At 65.7% G+C, this 15,211-nt stretch carries 15 protein-coding genes; 10 read left to right on the top strand and 5 right to left on the bottom strand.

Annotated elements, in window-relative coordinates; genetic code table 11:
• The first annotated feature begins 8 nt into the window (after positions 1-8).
• From LDH74_RS11450 to LDH74_RS11415, 8 genes are all read left to right on the top strand, one after another.
• Positions 9-299: a hypothetical protein gene (locus LDH74_RS11450; protein WP_226038860.1), complete on the top strand. Its 291-nt coding sequence runs from the start codon at positions 9-11 to the stop codon at positions 297-299.
• Entirely contained in the window at positions 296-1,717 is a 1,422-nt protein-coding gene (gene leuC, locus LDH74_RS11445; protein ID WP_226038859.1) for a 3-isopropylmalate dehydratase large subunit, read from the top strand. The genes LDH74_RS11450 and leuC overlap by 4 nt, the downstream gene beginning before the upstream one ends.
• Positions 1,714-2,349 (top strand): 3-isopropylmalate dehydratase small subunit, encoded by a 636-nt coding sequence (gene leuD, locus LDH74_RS11440; protein ID WP_226038858.1) that lies wholly within the window; start codon positions 1,714-1,716, stop codon positions 2,347-2,349. Before leuC ends, leuD begins: the two co-directional genes overlap by 4 nt.
• Positions 2,350-2,530: 181 nt before the next feature.
• A complete protein-coding gene (locus LDH74_RS11435) occupies positions 2,531-3,445 on the top strand; it encodes an EamA family transporter (RefSeq protein WP_226038857.1) in 915 nt (304 codons plus the stop codon).
• A gap of 88 nt (positions 3,446-3,533) precedes the next feature.
• Positions 3,534-4,595 carry a carboxypeptidase regulatory-like domain-containing protein gene (locus LDH74_RS11430; protein WP_226038856.1) on the top strand — a complete coding sequence of 354 codons (1,062 nt, stop codon included), beginning with the start codon at positions 3,534-3,536 and terminating at the stop codon, positions 4,593-4,595.
• Positions 4,596-4,767: 172 nt separating this feature from the next.
• Positions 4,768-5,748 (top strand): 3-isopropylmalate dehydrogenase, encoded by a 981-nt coding sequence (leuB, locus tag LDH74_RS11425; protein WP_226038855.1) that lies wholly within the window; start codon positions 4,768-4,770, stop codon positions 5,746-5,748.
• A 47-nt stretch (positions 5,749-5,795) separates the two neighbouring features.
• Positions 5,796-7,055: an MFS transporter gene (locus LDH74_RS11420; protein ID WP_226038854.1), complete on the top strand. Its 1,260-nt coding sequence runs from the start codon at positions 5,796-5,798 to the stop codon at positions 7,053-7,055.
• A gap of 89 nt (positions 7,056-7,144) precedes the next feature.
• Positions 7,145-8,224: an alpha/beta hydrolase gene (locus LDH74_RS11415; protein ID WP_226038853.1), complete on the top strand. Its 1,080-nt coding sequence runs from the start codon at positions 7,145-7,147 to the stop codon at positions 8,222-8,224.
• A 27-nt stretch (positions 8,225-8,251) separates the two neighbouring features.
• Here the strand turns inward: LDH74_RS11415 and LDH74_RS11410 are convergent, their stop codons facing one another.
• The 4 genes from LDH74_RS11410 to LDH74_RS11395 form a co-directional block, all read right to left on the bottom strand.
• Positions 8,252-9,085 carry a hypothetical protein gene (locus LDH74_RS11410; RefSeq protein ID WP_226038852.1) on the bottom strand — a complete coding sequence of 278 codons (834 nt, stop codon included), beginning with the start codon at positions 9,083-9,085 and terminating at the stop codon, positions 8,252-8,254.
• Between the two features lie 121 nt (positions 9,086-9,206).
• Positions 9,207-10,031, bottom strand: a complete 825-nt coding sequence (dph5, locus tag LDH74_RS11405; protein WP_226038851.1) for a diphthine synthase — start codon at positions 10,029-10,031, stop codon at positions 9,207-9,209.
• Positions 10,032-10,159: 128 nt separating this feature from the next.
• Entirely contained in the window at positions 10,160-10,549 is a 390-nt protein-coding gene (locus LDH74_RS11400) for a RidA family protein (RefSeq protein ID WP_226038850.1), read from the bottom strand.
• Positions 10,550-10,630: 81 nt separating this feature from the next.
• Positions 10,631-11,059 carry a Rieske 2Fe-2S domain-containing protein gene (locus LDH74_RS11395; RefSeq protein WP_226038849.1) on the bottom strand — a complete coding sequence of 143 codons (429 nt, stop codon included), beginning with the start codon at positions 11,057-11,059 and terminating at the stop codon, positions 10,631-10,633.
• A gap of 102 nt (positions 11,060-11,161) precedes the next feature.
• Here LDH74_RS11395 and LDH74_RS11390 point away from each other — a divergent pair, with 102 nt between their 5' ends.
• Both LDH74_RS11390 and LDH74_RS11385 read left to right on the top strand, forming a co-directional pair.
• Entirely contained in the window at positions 11,162-12,229 is a 1,068-nt protein-coding gene (locus tag LDH74_RS11390; RefSeq protein WP_226038848.1) for an alanine--glyoxylate aminotransferase family protein, read from the top strand.
• Positions 12,230-12,561: 332 nt separating this feature from the next.
• Positions 12,562-14,397 carry a carbon starvation CstA family protein gene (locus LDH74_RS11385; RefSeq protein ID WP_226038847.1) on the top strand — a complete coding sequence of 612 codons (1,836 nt, stop codon included), beginning with the start codon at positions 12,562-12,564 and terminating at the stop codon, positions 14,395-14,397.
• Between the two features lie 72 nt (positions 14,398-14,469).
• Here the strand turns inward: LDH74_RS11385 and LDH74_RS11380 are convergent, their stop codons facing one another.
• Positions 14,470-15,078: a hypothetical protein gene (locus LDH74_RS11380; RefSeq protein ID WP_226038846.1), complete on the bottom strand. Its 609-nt coding sequence runs from the start codon at positions 15,076-15,078 to the stop codon at positions 14,470-14,472.
• Positions 15,079-15,211: the final 133 nt, after the last annotated feature.

Below are 15,211 nucleotides of genomic sequence, written 5' to 3'. Positions count from 1 at the left end.
GAGCAACCATGAGCGAAAACGACAATACGACGGACACACTGGGCGAGATCAGCCATACGAATCCCTACACGGGGGAGACGGCTGGCCGGCTGTTCAGCCGCGGGCCGATCGTCGCCGCCGACGGCGGCACGTCGGAGACGACCGAGGCTGACGGAGCGGACGAAAGTACCGACACGAACGGAACGATGAGCGACGTCGACCACACGCCGCCGAAGCGGGCCGACGACGCAAACCGCGTCTTCGAGCGCGGGACCGAACACGGACGTCAGTCCGATAGCGACACGGTAGTAGAGGAATGAGCAAGGGCACACTGTACGACAAGGTCTGGGATCGACACAAGGTAACCCGCCTGCCGACCGGACAGGATCAGCTGTTCGTCGGGCTCCACCTCATCCACGAGGTCACGAGCCCGCAGGCGTTCGGGATGCTCCGCGAGCGCGACCTCGAGGTCGCCTTTCCGAAGCTGACCCACGCGACGGTTGACCACATCGTGCCGACGGCCGACCAGTCCCGTCCCTACAAGGAGGACGCGGCCGAGGAGATGATGGCCGAACTCGAGGAAAACGTCCGCGAGGCCGGCATCGAGTTCTCGGACCCGACGACGGGCGATCAGGGGATCGTCCACGTCATCGGACCGGAGCAAGGGATCACCCAGCCCGGCAAGACGATCGTCTGCGGGGACTCCCACACCTCGACACACGGCGCGTTCGGCGCGCTCGCCTTCGGCATCGGGACCTCCCAGATCCGCGACGTGCTCGCGACGGGCACCGTCGCCATGGAGAAACAGAAGGTCCGCAAGATCCAGATCGACGGCGAACTCGGCGACGGCGTCGAAGCGAAGGACGTTATCCTCGAGATCATCCGCCGGCTCGGAACGGAAGGCGGCGTCGGTTACGTCTACGAGTACGCCGGCGAGGCCATCGAGGACCTCGGGATGGAAGGGCGGATGTCTATCTGTAACATGTCGATCGAAGGCGGCGCTCGTGCGGGCTACGTCAACCCCGACGAGACCACCTACGAGTGGCTCGAGCAGACCGACTATTTCCAGGAGAACCCGGAGAAGTTCGACGAACTCAAACCCTACTGGGAATCCATTCGCAGCGACGAGGACGCCGAATACGACGACGTCGTCCACATCGACGCGAACGAACTCGAGCCGGTCGTCACCTGGGGGACCACGCCCGGGCAGGGAGTCGGCATCTCCGATCCGATTCCGGAACCGGAGTCGCTGCCGGAAGAGAAACAAGACACCGCCCGACGCGCCCAAGAACACATGCGCGTCGAGCCTGGCGACACGATGGAAGGGTACAATATCGATGTTGCTTTCCTCGGCTCCTGTACCAACGCTCGCCTGCCGGACCTGCGACGCGCCGCTCGAATCGTCGAGGGTCGACAGGTCGACGACGACGTCCGCGCGATGGTCGTCCCCGGCAGCCAGCGCGTGCAGCGGACCGCCGAGGAAGAGGGCCTCAAGGACACCTTCGAGGAAGCCGGTTTCGAGTGGCGAAACGCCGGCTGTTCGATGTGTCTCGGCATGAACGAAGACCAGCTCGAGGGAGACGAGGCCTGTGCCTCCTCCTCGAACCGGAACTTCGTCGGCCGGCAGGGCTCGAAGGACGGACGGACCGTCCTGATGAGCCCCCGAATGGTCGCGGCGGCGGCGATCAACGGGGAAGTCTCCGACGTGCGCGATCTGAAGGAGGTGAACCTCGCATGACGGACGAAGTGGAGATTCCCGAGGTCAACTACGTCTCCGGCTCCGGCGTTCCGATTCGGGGTAACGACATCGACACCGACCAGATCATCCCCGCGCGGTTCATGAAGGTCGTCACCTTCGACGGACTGGGCGAATTCGCGTTCTTCGATCTGCGATTCGACGACGACGACAATCAGAAAGAACATCCGTTCAACGAGGACCGCTACCAGGACTCCTCGGTGATGGTCGTCAACTCGAACTTCGGCTGTGGCTCCTCGAGAGAGCACGCGCCGCAGGCCCTGATGCGCTGGGGGATCGATGCGGTTATCGGCGAGAGCTTCGCCGAAATTTTCGCGGGCAACTGTCTGGCGCTCGGCATCCCGACCGTGACGGCCGACAGCGAGACGATCGAGGACCTCCAGGACTGGGTTACCGCGAACCCCGACGGCGAGATCGATATCGACATCGAGGCCGAAGAAGTGACCTACGGCGAGACCACGATCGACGTGACCGTCGACGACGCCCAGCGCAAGGCGCTCGTCGACGGCGTCTGGGACACGACGGCGCTGATGAAGTCCAACGCCGGCGCGGTCCGCGAGAAGGCTCGAGAACTGCCGTACGTCGACGACGCGGCGATTCCGGAAGCCGAGTAAGGAGAGCGCAATTTTCGCGACTCGTTTTCGACTGTTCATCACGTTCGACCGCCGCTCGCGTCACGACTCGAGTCGTCCATCTCGCCCTGAACAGCCGATTTGCGTCGTGGTGCCACACCGGAAGCGGCAGGAAGGCGCGGAAATCGCGAGATACTTCGGATACTGAGGCATATATCCCCCCATGTCTCGCGCTCTCGATGCGTCGCTTTTCGTGTTGCTGGCCGTTCTCTGGGGATTTTCCTTTCCCGCGATTTCGATCGGCCTCGAGTACCTTCCGCCGCTGCTGTTCGCAGCCGCTCGATACGACATCGCGGCGATCTTACTACTGACCGCGGCCGTCGTTCGGGTCGAGAAGTGGCGGCCGACCGCGCGGAACGATCTGGCCGCGGTCGCGGGCGGTGGCGTCTTCCTCATCGCGGGCAACGGGCTCCTCTTCCTCGGCCAGCAGACGGTTCCGAGCGGGGTCGCCGCAATCTTGCAGGGACTGGTTCCGATCGTCACCGCACTGTGGGCGATCCCGCTGCTGGGCGAACGGCTCTCGCCGCTCGGGGCCGTCGGCGCCGCCATCGGTTTTCTGGGCGTCGGCCTCGTCGTCCAGCCCGATCCGGGGAACCTGCTAGCGGGCGACACTGCCGCGCGACTGCTCATCGTCGGGCAGGTGTGTAGCGTCGCGCTCGGCGGCGTCCTGATCCAGCGAGCTGAGCCGACGCTCGAGCAACTGCCGCTGGTCGGCTGGTCGATGCTCGTCGGTGGAGTGGTCTTGCACGCCGTCAGTCTGGGCGCCGGCGAGTTTCCCAGTGCCGACGTGCTCGGACCCGTTTCCGTGGGCGCCCTGCTCTACCTCGGGGTGTTTGCGACCGCCATCGCGTTCATGATCTATTTCTCCATCCTCGAGGAACACGGCGCGTTCGAGGCGGCGCTGATCGGCTACCTGGTCCCGATCGTGGCGACGGTCGCGAGCGTCTTCCTGCTCGGTGAGGAGATCGGCGTCCTGACGGTCGGCGGCTTCGGGCTGGTCGCGGTCGGCTTCGTCCTGCTCAAGCGGCGCGCGCTCGCCGAGGCGGTCGGGTTCTCGACCGGTGTCGGCAGTCCCTGAGACGCGGCTGTTCGCGGTAGTCACGGAGCCATCCCGCGGCCGAGCCCGATAACTACGCTTAACCGCACCGGTCCGTTTGGTTCTCGTAATGTCAATCGGGGCCAGAGAGCGATCCCGATTCCGGGTGGGGATCGTGCTGATAGCACTCGCGCTCGTCGTCGCCAGCGCAGTCGTCTCGAGCGCCTCCGTGGCGGCTGTCTCGCAGCCAGGGGCTGCCGGCGGCGACGATCCCCGATCGGCGACACTGACGCCGACCCGCGACGAATCCGCGGGAAACGAGACGTCGATCGCGGGGACGGTAACGGACGCGGAGACCGGCGAGCCGATTTCGAACGCTTCGGTTACAGTCATCGGCGACAGCCAAACTGACGAGACGACGACGGATTCCGAGGGAGCGTTCGAACTCGCCGGTCTCCCGGGTGATCGGGACTACGCCGTGACCGTCGAGAAACGCGGGTACGAACCGACCACCGAAACGACGACCGTTCCTGCCGGCGAGACGGCCACAGTCGACGTCTCGCTCGCCGGCGTCGGATCGATCGCAGTCGCGGTCACGGACGCACACTTCGACGAGCCGATCGAATCGGCGACGGTCGAGGCGACCGGAGCCCGTGGCACGTACTCGGGCGTCCGCGTCAGCGATGGAACGTATCGGATCGAGAACGTTCCGTCTCGCGGCGACTACGAACTCCGCGTGCACGCCACAGGCTACGTCGAAGACCGGCGAACCGTCTCTCCGTCGACGGGTGAGGGACGCGTCGAATCGATCGCGCTACGGGGGGACGCCGTCCTCGAGGTCGTCGTCGAAACGGAGGACGGAGAGCTGATCGAGAACGCGACCGTTTCGATCACACGCGACGAGGCCGCGTTCGACGCTGCATCGACGACCGACGACGCCGGGACGCTCGCGGTGACCGTTCCCGGCACCGGCGAATCGTATACCGTCGCGGCGTCCGCTCCGGCGTTCGAAGCGTCGAGCGTCGCGACCGGTGCGGTCGAGAGCGAGGAGACGGCGACCGTGACCGTGGCGCTTCCGGCACCGCTACCGATATCGATATCGAAATTTGCGACGGCGACGATCGTGGCCGTGATGGCACTCACCGTGGTAGCCGGATCCCTCCTCGCGCGAACCTCTCGTTCCGAGTCGTGACGTTCGTATCCCATCGAATCCGTCGGTTACGGCCCGATCGAGGCGTGGGCCGAATCTCGTAGGCTGACTCCCGTTCCGGCTTCGATCCGGTGTCGTCGTTCTCGGGGAGTTTCGAACCGGCAGGCTCCGAGACATCGATACCCTCTTTTCAGCGTGCGGTAGAAGATAGGGCATGACTCACGAAATCGCCGTCATTCCGGGCGACGGGATCGGACAGGAAGTGACGCCCGCAGCGGTCGAGGTCCTCGAGGCCCTCGCGATCGACTTCGAGTTCGTCGAGGCCGACGCGGGCGACGCGGTCGAAGAAGAGACCGGTGAGGCCTTGCCACAGGAGACCTACGACCTCGCGGCGTCGGCGGACGCGACGCTGTTCGGCGCGGCCGGCGAGACGGCCGCGGACGTCATCCTGCCGCTCCGGACGGCGGTCGACTCGTTCGTCAACGTTCGGCCCGCGACGGCATATCCTGGGATCGACGCCGTCCGCCCCGAGACGGATCTGGTCTTCCTGCGGGAGAACACCGAGGGCGTCTACGCGGGTCACGAAGATCGACTGACGCAAGACGTCTCGACGCTAACTCGAGTCGTCACGGAGTCCGCCTCCGAACGCCTCGGGGAGTTCGCCTGCGACTTCGTCGCCGGCGACAAACACGACGGCTTCTCGATCGTCCATAAGGCCAACGTCATGCGCGAGACGGACGGCCTCTTCCGCGACACCGTCAAGTCGGTGGCCGACGAGCAGGGCGTCGAAACGGACGAAGTGCTCATGGACGCCTTCGCGACGCGAGTCTGTCTCGACCCCGAACAGTTCGACGTGGTCGTCTGCCCGAACCTCGCGGGCGACGTCCTCTCGGACCTCGCAGCGGGACTGGTCGGCGGCCTCGGCCTGCTCCCCTCGGCCAACATCGGCCCCGACCGTGCGCTGTTCGAGCCCGTCCACGGCACCGCACCGGACATCGCTGGACAGGGGGTCGCGAACCCCGCCGCGACGATCATCTCCGCCGCCATGCTGCTCGAGTACCTCGGCCACGACGAGGAGAGCGACGCCGTTCACGAGGCCGTCGAAGCGACGCTCGCCGACGGGCCGCGGACGCCCGATCTGGGCGGGGACGCCTCGACCGAGGACGTGACCGACGCGATCATCGACCGGCTGTAACGGCCCGTCCCGCGACTCACGGGAGCTCCCTCACAGTCAGCATTCGTATGGACCGAAACGACAGGGCGGTGACCGCGTTCGCCATGCTCGGCCACGCGACCTTCCACACCTACGAGCTCGTCATTCCGATTTTCGTCGTGATCTGGCTCGAGGAGTTTTCGACGACAGCGGCGCTTCTGGGCACCGTCGTCGGTGCGAGCTACGCGCTGGTCGGGATCGGTGCGCTGCCGAGCGGATTGCTCGCCGACCGAATCAGTTCCAAACGGCTCGTGCTCGCCTGCCTGCTCGGTATGGCCGGCTCGTTCGCGCTGGTCAGCGTCGCGCCGACGCTCGAGGTGCTAACGATCGGGTTGTTACTGTGGGGGACAGCGGCGAGTCTCTATCACCCGGCCGGGCTGGCGCTGCTCAGCCGCGGCGCGAAAGCACGAGGAACCGCGTTCGCGTACCACGGCGCTGCGGGCAACGTCGGCGTCGCGACCGGACCGTTGCTCGCAGCGGTCCTGCTGGCGTTCGTCGGCTGGCGGACCGTCGCGGCCCTGCTTCTGGTGCCGGTCCTCGTGGCGGCGGCCGTCGGCGCGCGCCTCGAGTTCGACGAGACCGCCGGGAGTGCGGCCCGAGACGCGGACGCCACTGCGACCGAGCGCGTGCAACCTCGCAGTCTCGCGGCGTTCATCGCCAGTTCCCGGCGGCTGTTTACCGTCGGCTTCGCCCTCGTGTTCGCGACGGGAATCCTCTATGGCGTCTACTACCGGGCGACGTTTACGTTCCTGCCGGACATCCTCGCGGACCTGCCGCTGTTCGATCCGGTGGCGCTGGTCGGCCGCTCGTTCGAGCCGAGTCAGTACGTCTACTCCGGACTGTTGCTAGTGGGGGGCGTCGGCCAGTACGTCGGTGGGAAACTCGTCGATCGCGGGCGCCTCGAGACCGTGCTGCTGGGCGGCTACGCCGCACTGGCCGCCGTCGCGATCGCGTTCGTTCCGTCGGCGAACGCGGGGCTCGCGCCGCTGCTTGTCGTCGCCGGCCTGCTTGGATTCCTCACGTTCATGATCGCGCCGATCAACCAGGAGGCGATTTCGGCGTACACGCCGGCCGACGCGAGGGGGCTCTCCTTCGGCTACTCCTACACGGCGATCTTCGGCGTCGGTGCTGTCGGCTCGTCGCTGGCCGGCCTTGTCCTGACGCGGTCGACGCCGGCGATGCTGTTCGCCGTCGTCGCCGCCTGTGCCGCGTTCGCTGCCCTCATCGGCGCGGTACTCCGCCGACGGTCGGGTCGGCGATCGCGGTCCGGCGTCACGGCCGATGACTGAACCGCGGTCGTCGCCGTCGCCGCCGTCGGCTCGATGAGGGACACGGATTCGGCCGGAGAGTTATCACGGGGGCCGTGGTACCGGCGGCCATGCCTCGAGACGACACCCTCGCCGGGGTCGACTCGCGAACCGCGGAAACGGACCGACTCGAGACCCACTACCTCGAATCGGGCGAATCAAATCGGGCCGCCGCCGAGGGAAAAACCGTCCTTTTTTGCCACGGAAACGTCTCATCCTCACGGTTCTTCGAGGACGTGATGGTCGACTTGCCGGATCGCCACCGCGCGATCGCGCCCGATCTCCGAGGGTACGGTGACTCGGAGAGGAAACCGGTCGACGCGACGAACGGGCTCGGCGACTTCGCGGAGGACCTCCGAGTGTTCGTCGACGAACTCGGCCTCGCGGAGCCGATCGTCCTCGTCGGCTGGTCGAACGGCGGCGGGGTCGCGATGCGGTACGCGATCGACCACCCCGAGGCGGTCGCCTCGCTCGTGCTGGTCAATCCGCTCTCTCCGTACGGGTTCGGCGGGACGAAGGATACGGAGGGAACGCCGTGTTTCGACGACTACGCCGGCTCCGGCGGCGGGATCGGCAACGACGCGTTCGTGGCGGGGCTGGCCGACCGCGACCGAAGCGAGGAGGGACGGACCTCCCCCCGAACGGTCCTGCGAACCTACTACGTCGACCCGACCCACGAGTTCGACGGCAAGCGCGAGGAATCGTACCTGACGGGGATGCTCGATACGGCGACCGGCGACGGGAACTATCCGGGGTCCTCAAAGCCGAGCGAGAACTGGCCCGGCATCGCGCCGGGCAAAACGGGCGTGAACAACGCCATCTCGCCGAAGTACTGCGATCTCGAGGCGATCACCGAGATCGATCCCGACGACAAACCGCCCGTGCTGTGGATCCGCGGCGATTCCGACCAGATCGTCTCGAACGCCTCCCTCTTCGATCTGGGCACGCTCGGCCGAATGGGCGAACTCCCGGAGTGGCCCGGCGAGGACGTTTTCCCGCCCCAGCCGATGGTCGACCAGACCCGCGCCGTCCTCGAGCGCTACGCCGACCGCGGCGGCGAGTTCGAGGAAGTCGTCTTCGGAAACGTCGGTCACACGCCCCACGTCGAGGTCCCCGGCGACTTCATGGATCGGCTCGAGTCCGTCCTGTAGGGCCGGAAGCCGTGGTGTCGATCCGGTTCAGCGCTCGGAGCTTCGCTCCGGGACTCCCTCCGCGGCCGCTTCTTCCTCCCGTTCGTCGGTAGCGCCCTCGCTGCGCATCGACCGCAGCGTCGACAGTCCGCGCTTCCGGGTGACGCCCTTCGAGATCCGGACGCCGTCGAACGTCCCCTCCCAGTGCTCGTCGTTCGCGCCGAGGTGGTCCATGTAGTACGCGAAGGCTCCGAGCCACAGCAGCGCGGCCGTGAGCGCGAGGAAGACGACCGCCGAGACGAGCGTCGACGGGCCGAGTGCGCCGACGCCGATTCCCGCGACCACGTAGACGAAGGCGGCGATCACCATGAGGACGGTGATCGTCGCGAACATGTCGTTGACGGCGGTCACCCGCGCGTTGTACTCGATCCACCGGCCGTAGCTTCGAAGCAGTCGCACCTCGAACCGATCTGCGTCCGCCGACTCGGCTCGTGCCGTCGCGAGTGCTGTCTCGACCGCGTCGCCGTCGATGCCGCCCCGGAGGTTGGAGGCCGTGTACGTCACCCCCGCGAGTCCCGTCGAGCCCAGCAGGAGCAATGCGCTGGCGATCGTAAAGGGGTTCACGAAGGCCGCGACGTCGATATCCGTCTGGACGACGATCGAGCCGCCGGTGACGACCAGCCCGATCAACAGGAGGTTCGCCTTCAAGATCTCGATCGCCTTCTCGTCGATCTCCTGGACGCGCTCGACCTGATACTCGAATGTCGTTCGAAGCTCCTCTCGGGCCAACTCGATCGTCTCCCGATCGAGGTCGTGCCCGTCGCCGGCTCCCGTCGACCCCTCGGGGCGGACCCCACCGTCCGTGACCTCCGGACCGCTCATGGCCCATGCTTTCCCGCACCGACCGTAAATCCCTCGGCGTCCGTTTCCGATCGAAACGCGGTCGTTCGGGAGGACGATACCGGCCGCTGAACCGGTCGTCGTCACCGAGCCTCAACCGCCGTCAGGCGATCTCGAGGGCGTCCCGATCCGCACCGGCCAGTTCGACTAACGCGTCGGCCTCGAGCAGGTGACACTCCCCGGGGATCACGAGCAGGTGTAGCGGGTCGCCGAACTCGCGGTCCGCCAGTTCGGTCATCGTTCCGGCCTCGACGAGTGGGTCGGGGCTGCCCGCGCGGGCGACGACGACGCCTACGAGGTCGGGGTACTCCGCTGCGAGCAGTTCGGCACCGACGTCGGCGGTCATGTACTCCCCGCGTTCGGCTTTGTCGTCAGAACTCGAAGAGTTCTGACTGCTGGTTGGATCGTATCCAACCTTGATATCGAGGTAGACGACGGTGTGCAGCCGGTCTGCACGGTTGTCGTCGATCGTCTCCGTGACGCTCGCCGGGAGTCCCTCGGCCCCGTGGGCGTACGGAAACGGAAGGGTGGTGGCCTTGCCGAAGCGGTAGTTCTGGAGTCCGGTCAGCGCGCTGGTGGCCGTTTGGGCGGTGACGCCGTGGATCACCCGCGTCTCGATTCCGCGGTCGTGAGCGCGCAGCCGGAGGTCGACGTGGGTCGTCGAAATCATCGTATCGCCCGCCGTCAGGAACGCGATGTCTTCGCCCTCGGCCGCTGCGAGCATGTCGTCGGGATGCTGTTCGACGCCGGCGCGATCCCGGACCTCGATCTCGAGGTCGTGGTGGGACTCGAGGTCGTCGATCGTCGTCCCGATCAGCTGACTGGTGTAGAACTCGGCGTAGACGCGGTCGGCCGCCCGCAGGGCGTCCCGGCCCTCGACGGTGATCGAGCGCTCGTCGTAGAGACCGAGGCCGATGAAGGTGAGCATGGGGAGCCATAGTGCCAGTACCCGGAATACGCTTTCGAGACGGGTGCCGTGCTTGCGGATCGAAATCGGCAGCCTCCCGTCGCGGATCCCGTTCGCAGACGAGAACCGGCAGAAACGGCGGTGGATTGTTATCCGTCGACGACCGCCACCGCTTCGATCTCGACCAGGTGCTCGGGATCGATCAACTGCTGGACCTCGACCATGCTACACGCCGGGCGAACGTCGGCGAAGACCTCCCCGTGTGCCTCGCCGATCGCCTCCCAGTTGTCGATATCGGTGACGTAGATGCGCGTTCGGACCACGTCCTCGAGCGTCGCGCCCGCCTCTTCGAGCGCGTCCGCGACGATCTCGAGCACCCGGACGGTCTGGGCGTACGGGTCGCCGGGGGCAACGACGCTTCCGTCCTCGCCGGTCGCCGTCGTCCCGGAGACGTGGACCTGTGATCCCGCCCGGACGGCCCGAGAGTAGCCGACCGTCGGTTCCCACTCGGTGCCGCTCGAGACGGTCCGTCTGTCCATACGATACCCGCGAGGTGAACCGTGAAAAGTCATGTCGAAGACCGATAGCGGTCCGCTTCCCGAAGCGTGTGAACTCCCCCGTCAGAACCCGATGTGGGAGGTCGACGCGGGGCTGTCGTCATCGTCCTCGTCGTCGCCCTCGTCGACCCCGCCCTCGTGGGCGAAGGTCACGTCGTCGTCAGTCAGATAGATGGTCCCGTCGTCCACGGTAACGTCGATCGACGAGAGCGTCGTGTCCGCCGCCTCGCCGTTGTCGCAATAGCCCGAGCAGGAGTCGAACATCGAGCCGTGTTTCGGACAGATGATCCGTCCGTCCCGCATCGCGGCCCCGCGGCCCGTATCGAATCGCTGGGCCTCGTGGGTGCAGCGATTGATCCACGCCTCGACGCCGTCGTCGCACGGCACGAGGATCGCTTCGTCCGGCTCGCCGTACTGATCTCGGATCGTGAACAGCCACGACCGGTTCTCGTGAACCGTCTCGACGGTCGTGAGCCGTCGGCGCTCGCTCATCTCGAGCGGGGATACGCGCGCCGAACGGAAAAGCGCTCTCGAGACGAGACTCCTCCACTCGACTCGAGTGGTTTTATGCTTGAACGCGCCGGTATCCACCGTATGACCGACGATCGACTGCGCATGACGCCCGGGCCGACCGAGGTGCCGGCGGCCGTCCGCGAGCGGATGAGCGAGCCGACGCCGAACCCGGACGTCGAGCCGGAATTCTTCGAGTTCTATCGCGGTCTGAGCGCGAAGCTCGAGGCGATCTACGGCGACGACGACATTGCGATCCTCGGCGGCGAGGGCATCCTCGGCCTCGAGGCCGCCGTCGCGTCGCTGGTCGAACCGGGCGACCGCGTGCTCTGTCTCGCGAACGGCCTCTACGGCGAGGGGTTCGCCGACTTCGTCGAGATGGCCGACGGCGAGGCGGTGGTCTGTGACGCGCCGTGGCACGAGCCGCTCGACCTCGAGCGAGTCGAGTCCCGCCTCGAGCGGGGCTCGTTCGACGTGGCGACGTTGGTCCACTGCGAGACGCCGACGGGCGTGCTCAACGATATCGAGCCGGTCCTCGCCCTGCTCGACGAACACGACGTCATCAGCGTCGTCGATGCGGTCTCCTCGCTCGGCGGGGTGCCGGTCCCGACGGAGCGAATCGATGTCTGTCTGGGTGCCTCCCAGAAGTGTTTCAGTGCACCGCCGGGGCTGACCGTCTGCTCGGTCAGCGACCGCGCCTGGGCGAAGATCGAGTCGTTCGAGACCGATAGCCTCTACACCGACCTCGAGCCGTGGCGCGACGCCGCCGACGAGGAGTGGTTTCCCTATACGCACCTCGTCACGAACCTGTACGGCCTCGAGACGGCGATCGATCTGTTGCTCGAGGAGGGCCTCGAGACCGTCTTCGAGCGCCACGAAGCGGCCGCGCGGCGGTGTCGCGAGCGAGCGGCCGACCTCGGACTCTCTCCGTTCCCCGACGAGGCGCGATCGTCGCCGACCGTGACGGCACTCGAGGTCGACGGACGCGCACGAGCGCTCCAAGAAACGCTGGCCGCCGAGCACGATATCGTCCTCGCGACCGGCCTCGGCGACCTCGAGGACGATATCCTCCGGATCGGTCACATGGGACACAACGCGCGTGTCGACCGCGTCGACCGGACGATGGACGCGCTCGAAGCGGTTCTGGAATAGTGTGTCTGCCCGTTGTACCGTTCCCGGCCGCATCTGGGAGTAAATCGATCCGTTTCGGACGGTCTCGTCCGAAACTGGCACTCGTTCCCTGAGAGGACTGTCGACTGTCCGATCTCTGAGAAGACAGTCCGTGTGATAGTATCGGTTGTTCAGCTACGCCATCAATCATAAAATATGCGTGAAATAATATTTCACTCCATTTTCACCTTCAGACGCACTGTTACTTCCAAAAATCCCTGTCCTCGGGTCTAATTAAAAATACGAATATATCCACCAAGGAATATAAATAACAATTAAGGTTATCGAACCCACTGGATTTGCGTAGACGTACCATGACTCAGATAATCTGGATCATCGCGGCAGTGTTAGTGACGTTTACCATGGGGTACGTGGGGTACTCGCGGTACCTCACGCAGTTCGTCGAACTCGAGGAAGAAGCGGAAACACCGGCTCACAAATACGAGGACGGACAGGAGTACGTTCCATCGAAGAAACCGGTCCTGTTGGGCCATCACTACTCGAGTATCGCGGGTGGTGCCCCGATCGTGGGACCGATCACGGCGGGCGCGGTGTGGGGCTGGGTGCCCGCGCTGCTGTGGATCGCTATCGGGAACCCGCTGATGGGTGCCGTTCACGACTTCGTGTCGCTGTCGGGCAGTCTCCGCCACGAGGGGAAGTCGATCGGCTACATGATCGGCGAGTACGTCGGGGAGAGCGGCAAGAACATGCTGTTGTGGTTCGCGTTCCTGACGATCATACTCGTCGTGGCGGTGTTCGCGCTGGTGGTCGGGATCGTCTTCAACGCGTACCCGCAGGTGGTAACGGCGTCGTTCATTTACATCCTGCTGGCGCTGGGGTTCGGCGTCTACCTGTACCAGTTCAACGGGCCGTTCATCCCGGGGACGGTGCTCTTCGTCGCGGGGGTCTTCGCCGCCGTCTGGGTGGGGCTTCAGTTCCCGTTCGCGCTGTTCGCCGGTGACTACCCGTCCGGGACGATCGTGCTGTTCAGCAGCGCCGGCGAGTGGATCCCCGGTGCAGGCGCACTCGGTGGGAACACCGCGGCGTGGATCCCCGTCGTGATGGTGTACGGCGCGATCGCGAGCGCGCTGCCGGTCTGGGTGTTGCTTCAGCCGCGCGACTACCTGTCGTCGTTCCTGCTGTACACCGGCGTCGGCGGAGCGATCGTCGCGATCATCGTCGGGACGTTCCTCGGGACGTCGTCCGAACCGCTCGTCATCGACAGCTCGATCAGCGCCTTCGAAGGGTTCTGGGGCGTCGATGCCGTGTTCCTCCCGCTGTTCCCGCTACTGTTCATCACGATCGCCTGCGGGACGATCAGCGGGTTTCACTCGCTGGTCTCCTCCGGGACGACTGCCAAACAGCTCAACAAGGAGACCGACGCCCGATTGATCGGCTACGGCGGCATGCTCGGCGAGGGACTGCTCGCCGCGGTCGCGCTCTCGACGCTCGCCGTGTGGGGCTTCGCGAACCCCGAAGGTGGGATCGGTACCGCACTGCCGAACTTCGCGTCCGGCGGCGGCATCATCTTCACGAGCCTCGGCATCCCCGAGACGGTCGGTGCCGTGTTCATGGCGCTGGTCCTCTGTAGCTTCCTGCTCACGTCGACCGACACGGCCGTCCGTCTCGGACGGTACATGATGGAAGAGATCGTCGGAACGCCTACCGGACGGACCGATACGGGCCTGAGCGCCGACCTGGGTTCGATCGTGCGCGGTCGGTACACGAACCCGATCATCCAGATCATTCCCGCGTACCTGCTCGTCGTCTCCGGCCAGTGGGTCACGCTGTGGGCGCTGTTCGGCGGTGCGAACCAGCTCCTCGCGGCGCTGGCGTTGCTCACCGCGACCGTCTGGCTCGCCAACTGGGACGACAGCAAACAGCTCGTCTCCACCGGCGTCCCGATGGCGGTCATGGTGACGATCACGGTACTCGGCCTGTCGTGGCTGGCGTTCTACGAGAACCTCTACCTCAACATACTGAACGGCGGCGCGGAGACGACCGAAGCGCTCGTCTCCTCGTTCGTCCAGATGGTACTGGCGCTCGTTCTCATCACGCTGGCGCTCATGCTCGTCAGGCTGGGGTACCAGAATATCCAGAGCGTCCGTCGCGGCCCCGAGACGCCTGCGGCCGAACCGGGCGACGACTGACGGCTCGCTGACGCCGTTTCCGTTTCCGTTTTCGCCGCCGAATCCGTTTTTCCAGTTATCTCGGAACCGTTGCTACTGCCAGAACCGTTTCGCGAACCGCGAGAGGATCCCCTCCTCGGCTGCGGTCACGTCCTCCCAGAGGGTAAACGCCTCCACGATGTCTGCGGCCTCGCTGGCGACGTGCGTTTCGGCTTCGGGGACGACGACGAGGAGATTTACTTCATAGTGTCCGTGATAACCGAACTTCAGTAACGTCCGGTCGCGGAAGTCGGCAACGAACTCGCGGACGTCGTCCGGCAGTTCGTCCGCGACGAGGACGAAGGTAAAGTCCGTCCCGAAGTGCTCCTCGTCGGCGACGACGCGCTCGTCAGCGAGCTCGTGACCGAGATCGACGAGCCGCTCGAGTTCCGCGATGGTCGGCCGCGATTCGCGCCGGGCGAAGAGGTACTCCTCGGCCTCGTGATCGGCGTAGCTCAGCGCCGGATGGAAGAACTGCTTTTGGCTGAGCACGCGCATCTCCCCGTAGAGGTCCCATCGCTCGCCGTCGACGGAGCGATTCTTCTCGAGGTCGTAGTTGTACATCAGCCGGTCGGACACCCGGTCGAGGTATTCGTCGTCCCAGTCGGGGACCGCCTCGCGGATTTCCGCCGGTAGTTCCTCCGGCGTCGCTTTTTCGCTCATCGTGTAGCGACGAGGTACGACTGCGATCGTCCACGACCCGACTCCCGTTCGAACTGACCCGGCTTCGTGCCCCTATTTCTCATACCACTGATTACCATCGTGGTATCAAATAATCGTCGGTGGACCCGGTCCG

The sequence above is a fragment of the Natrinema sp. DC36 genome (assembly GCF_020405225.1).
GTDB lineage: Archaea > Halobacteriota > Halobacteria > Halobacteriales > Natrialbaceae > Natrinema.
The sequence above is the reverse complement of the archived record's forward strand: the minus strand, read 5'-3'. Positions and strand labels throughout refer to the sequence as shown.

Coding starts and splice junctions, on each gene's coding strand:
- dph5 (WP_226038851.1), bottom strand. CDS start 10,031: ATGCTCACCTTCATCGGCCTCGGTCTCTACGACGAGCGCTCGATCACC.
- LDH74_RS11410 (WP_226038852.1), bottom strand. CDS start 9,085: ATGAGCGGTCCGGAGGTCACGGACGGTGGGGTCCGCCCCGAGGGGTCG.
- leuC (WP_226038859.1), top strand. CDS start 296: ATGAGCAAGGGCACACTGTACGACAAGGTCTGGGATCGACACAAGGTA.
- LDH74_RS11420 (WP_226038854.1), top strand. CDS start 5,796: ATGGACCGAAACGACAGGGCGGTGACCGCGTTCGCCATGCTCGGCCAC.
- LDH74_RS11450 (WP_226038860.1), top strand. CDS start 9: ATGAGCGAAAACGACAATACGACGGACACACTGGGCGAGATCAGCCAT.
- LDH74_RS11400 (WP_226038850.1), bottom strand. CDS start 10,549: ATGGACAGACGGACCGTCTCGAGCGGCACCGAGTGGGAACCGACGGTC.
- leuD (WP_226038858.1), top strand. CDS start 1,714: ATGACGGACGAAGTGGAGATTCCCGAGGTCAACTACGTCTCCGGCTCC.
- leuB (WP_226038855.1), top strand. CDS start 4,768: ATGACTCACGAAATCGCCGTCATTCCGGGCGACGGGATCGGACAGGAA.
- LDH74_RS11435 (WP_226038857.1), top strand. CDS start 2,531: ATGTCTCGCGCTCTCGATGCGTCGCTTTTCGTGTTGCTGGCCGTTCTC.
- LDH74_RS11385 (WP_226038847.1), top strand. CDS start 12,562: ATGACTCAGATAATCTGGATCATCGCGGCAGTGTTAGTGACGTTTACC.
- LDH74_RS11430 (WP_226038856.1), top strand. CDS start 3,534: ATGTCAATCGGGGCCAGAGAGCGATCCCGATTCCGGGTGGGGATCGTG.
- LDH74_RS11415 (WP_226038853.1), top strand. CDS start 7,145: ATGCCTCGAGACGACACCCTCGCCGGGGTCGACTCGCGAACCGCGGAA.
- LDH74_RS11390 (WP_226038848.1), top strand. CDS start 11,162: ATGACCGACGATCGACTGCGCATGACGCCCGGGCCGACCGAGGTGCCG.
- LDH74_RS11380 (WP_226038846.1), bottom strand. CDS start 15,078: ATGAGCGAAAAAGCGACGCCGGAGGAACTACCGGCGGAAATCCGCGAG.
- LDH74_RS11395 (WP_226038849.1), bottom strand. CDS start 11,059: ATGAGCGAGCGCCGACGGCTCACGACCGTCGAGACGGTTCACGAGAAC.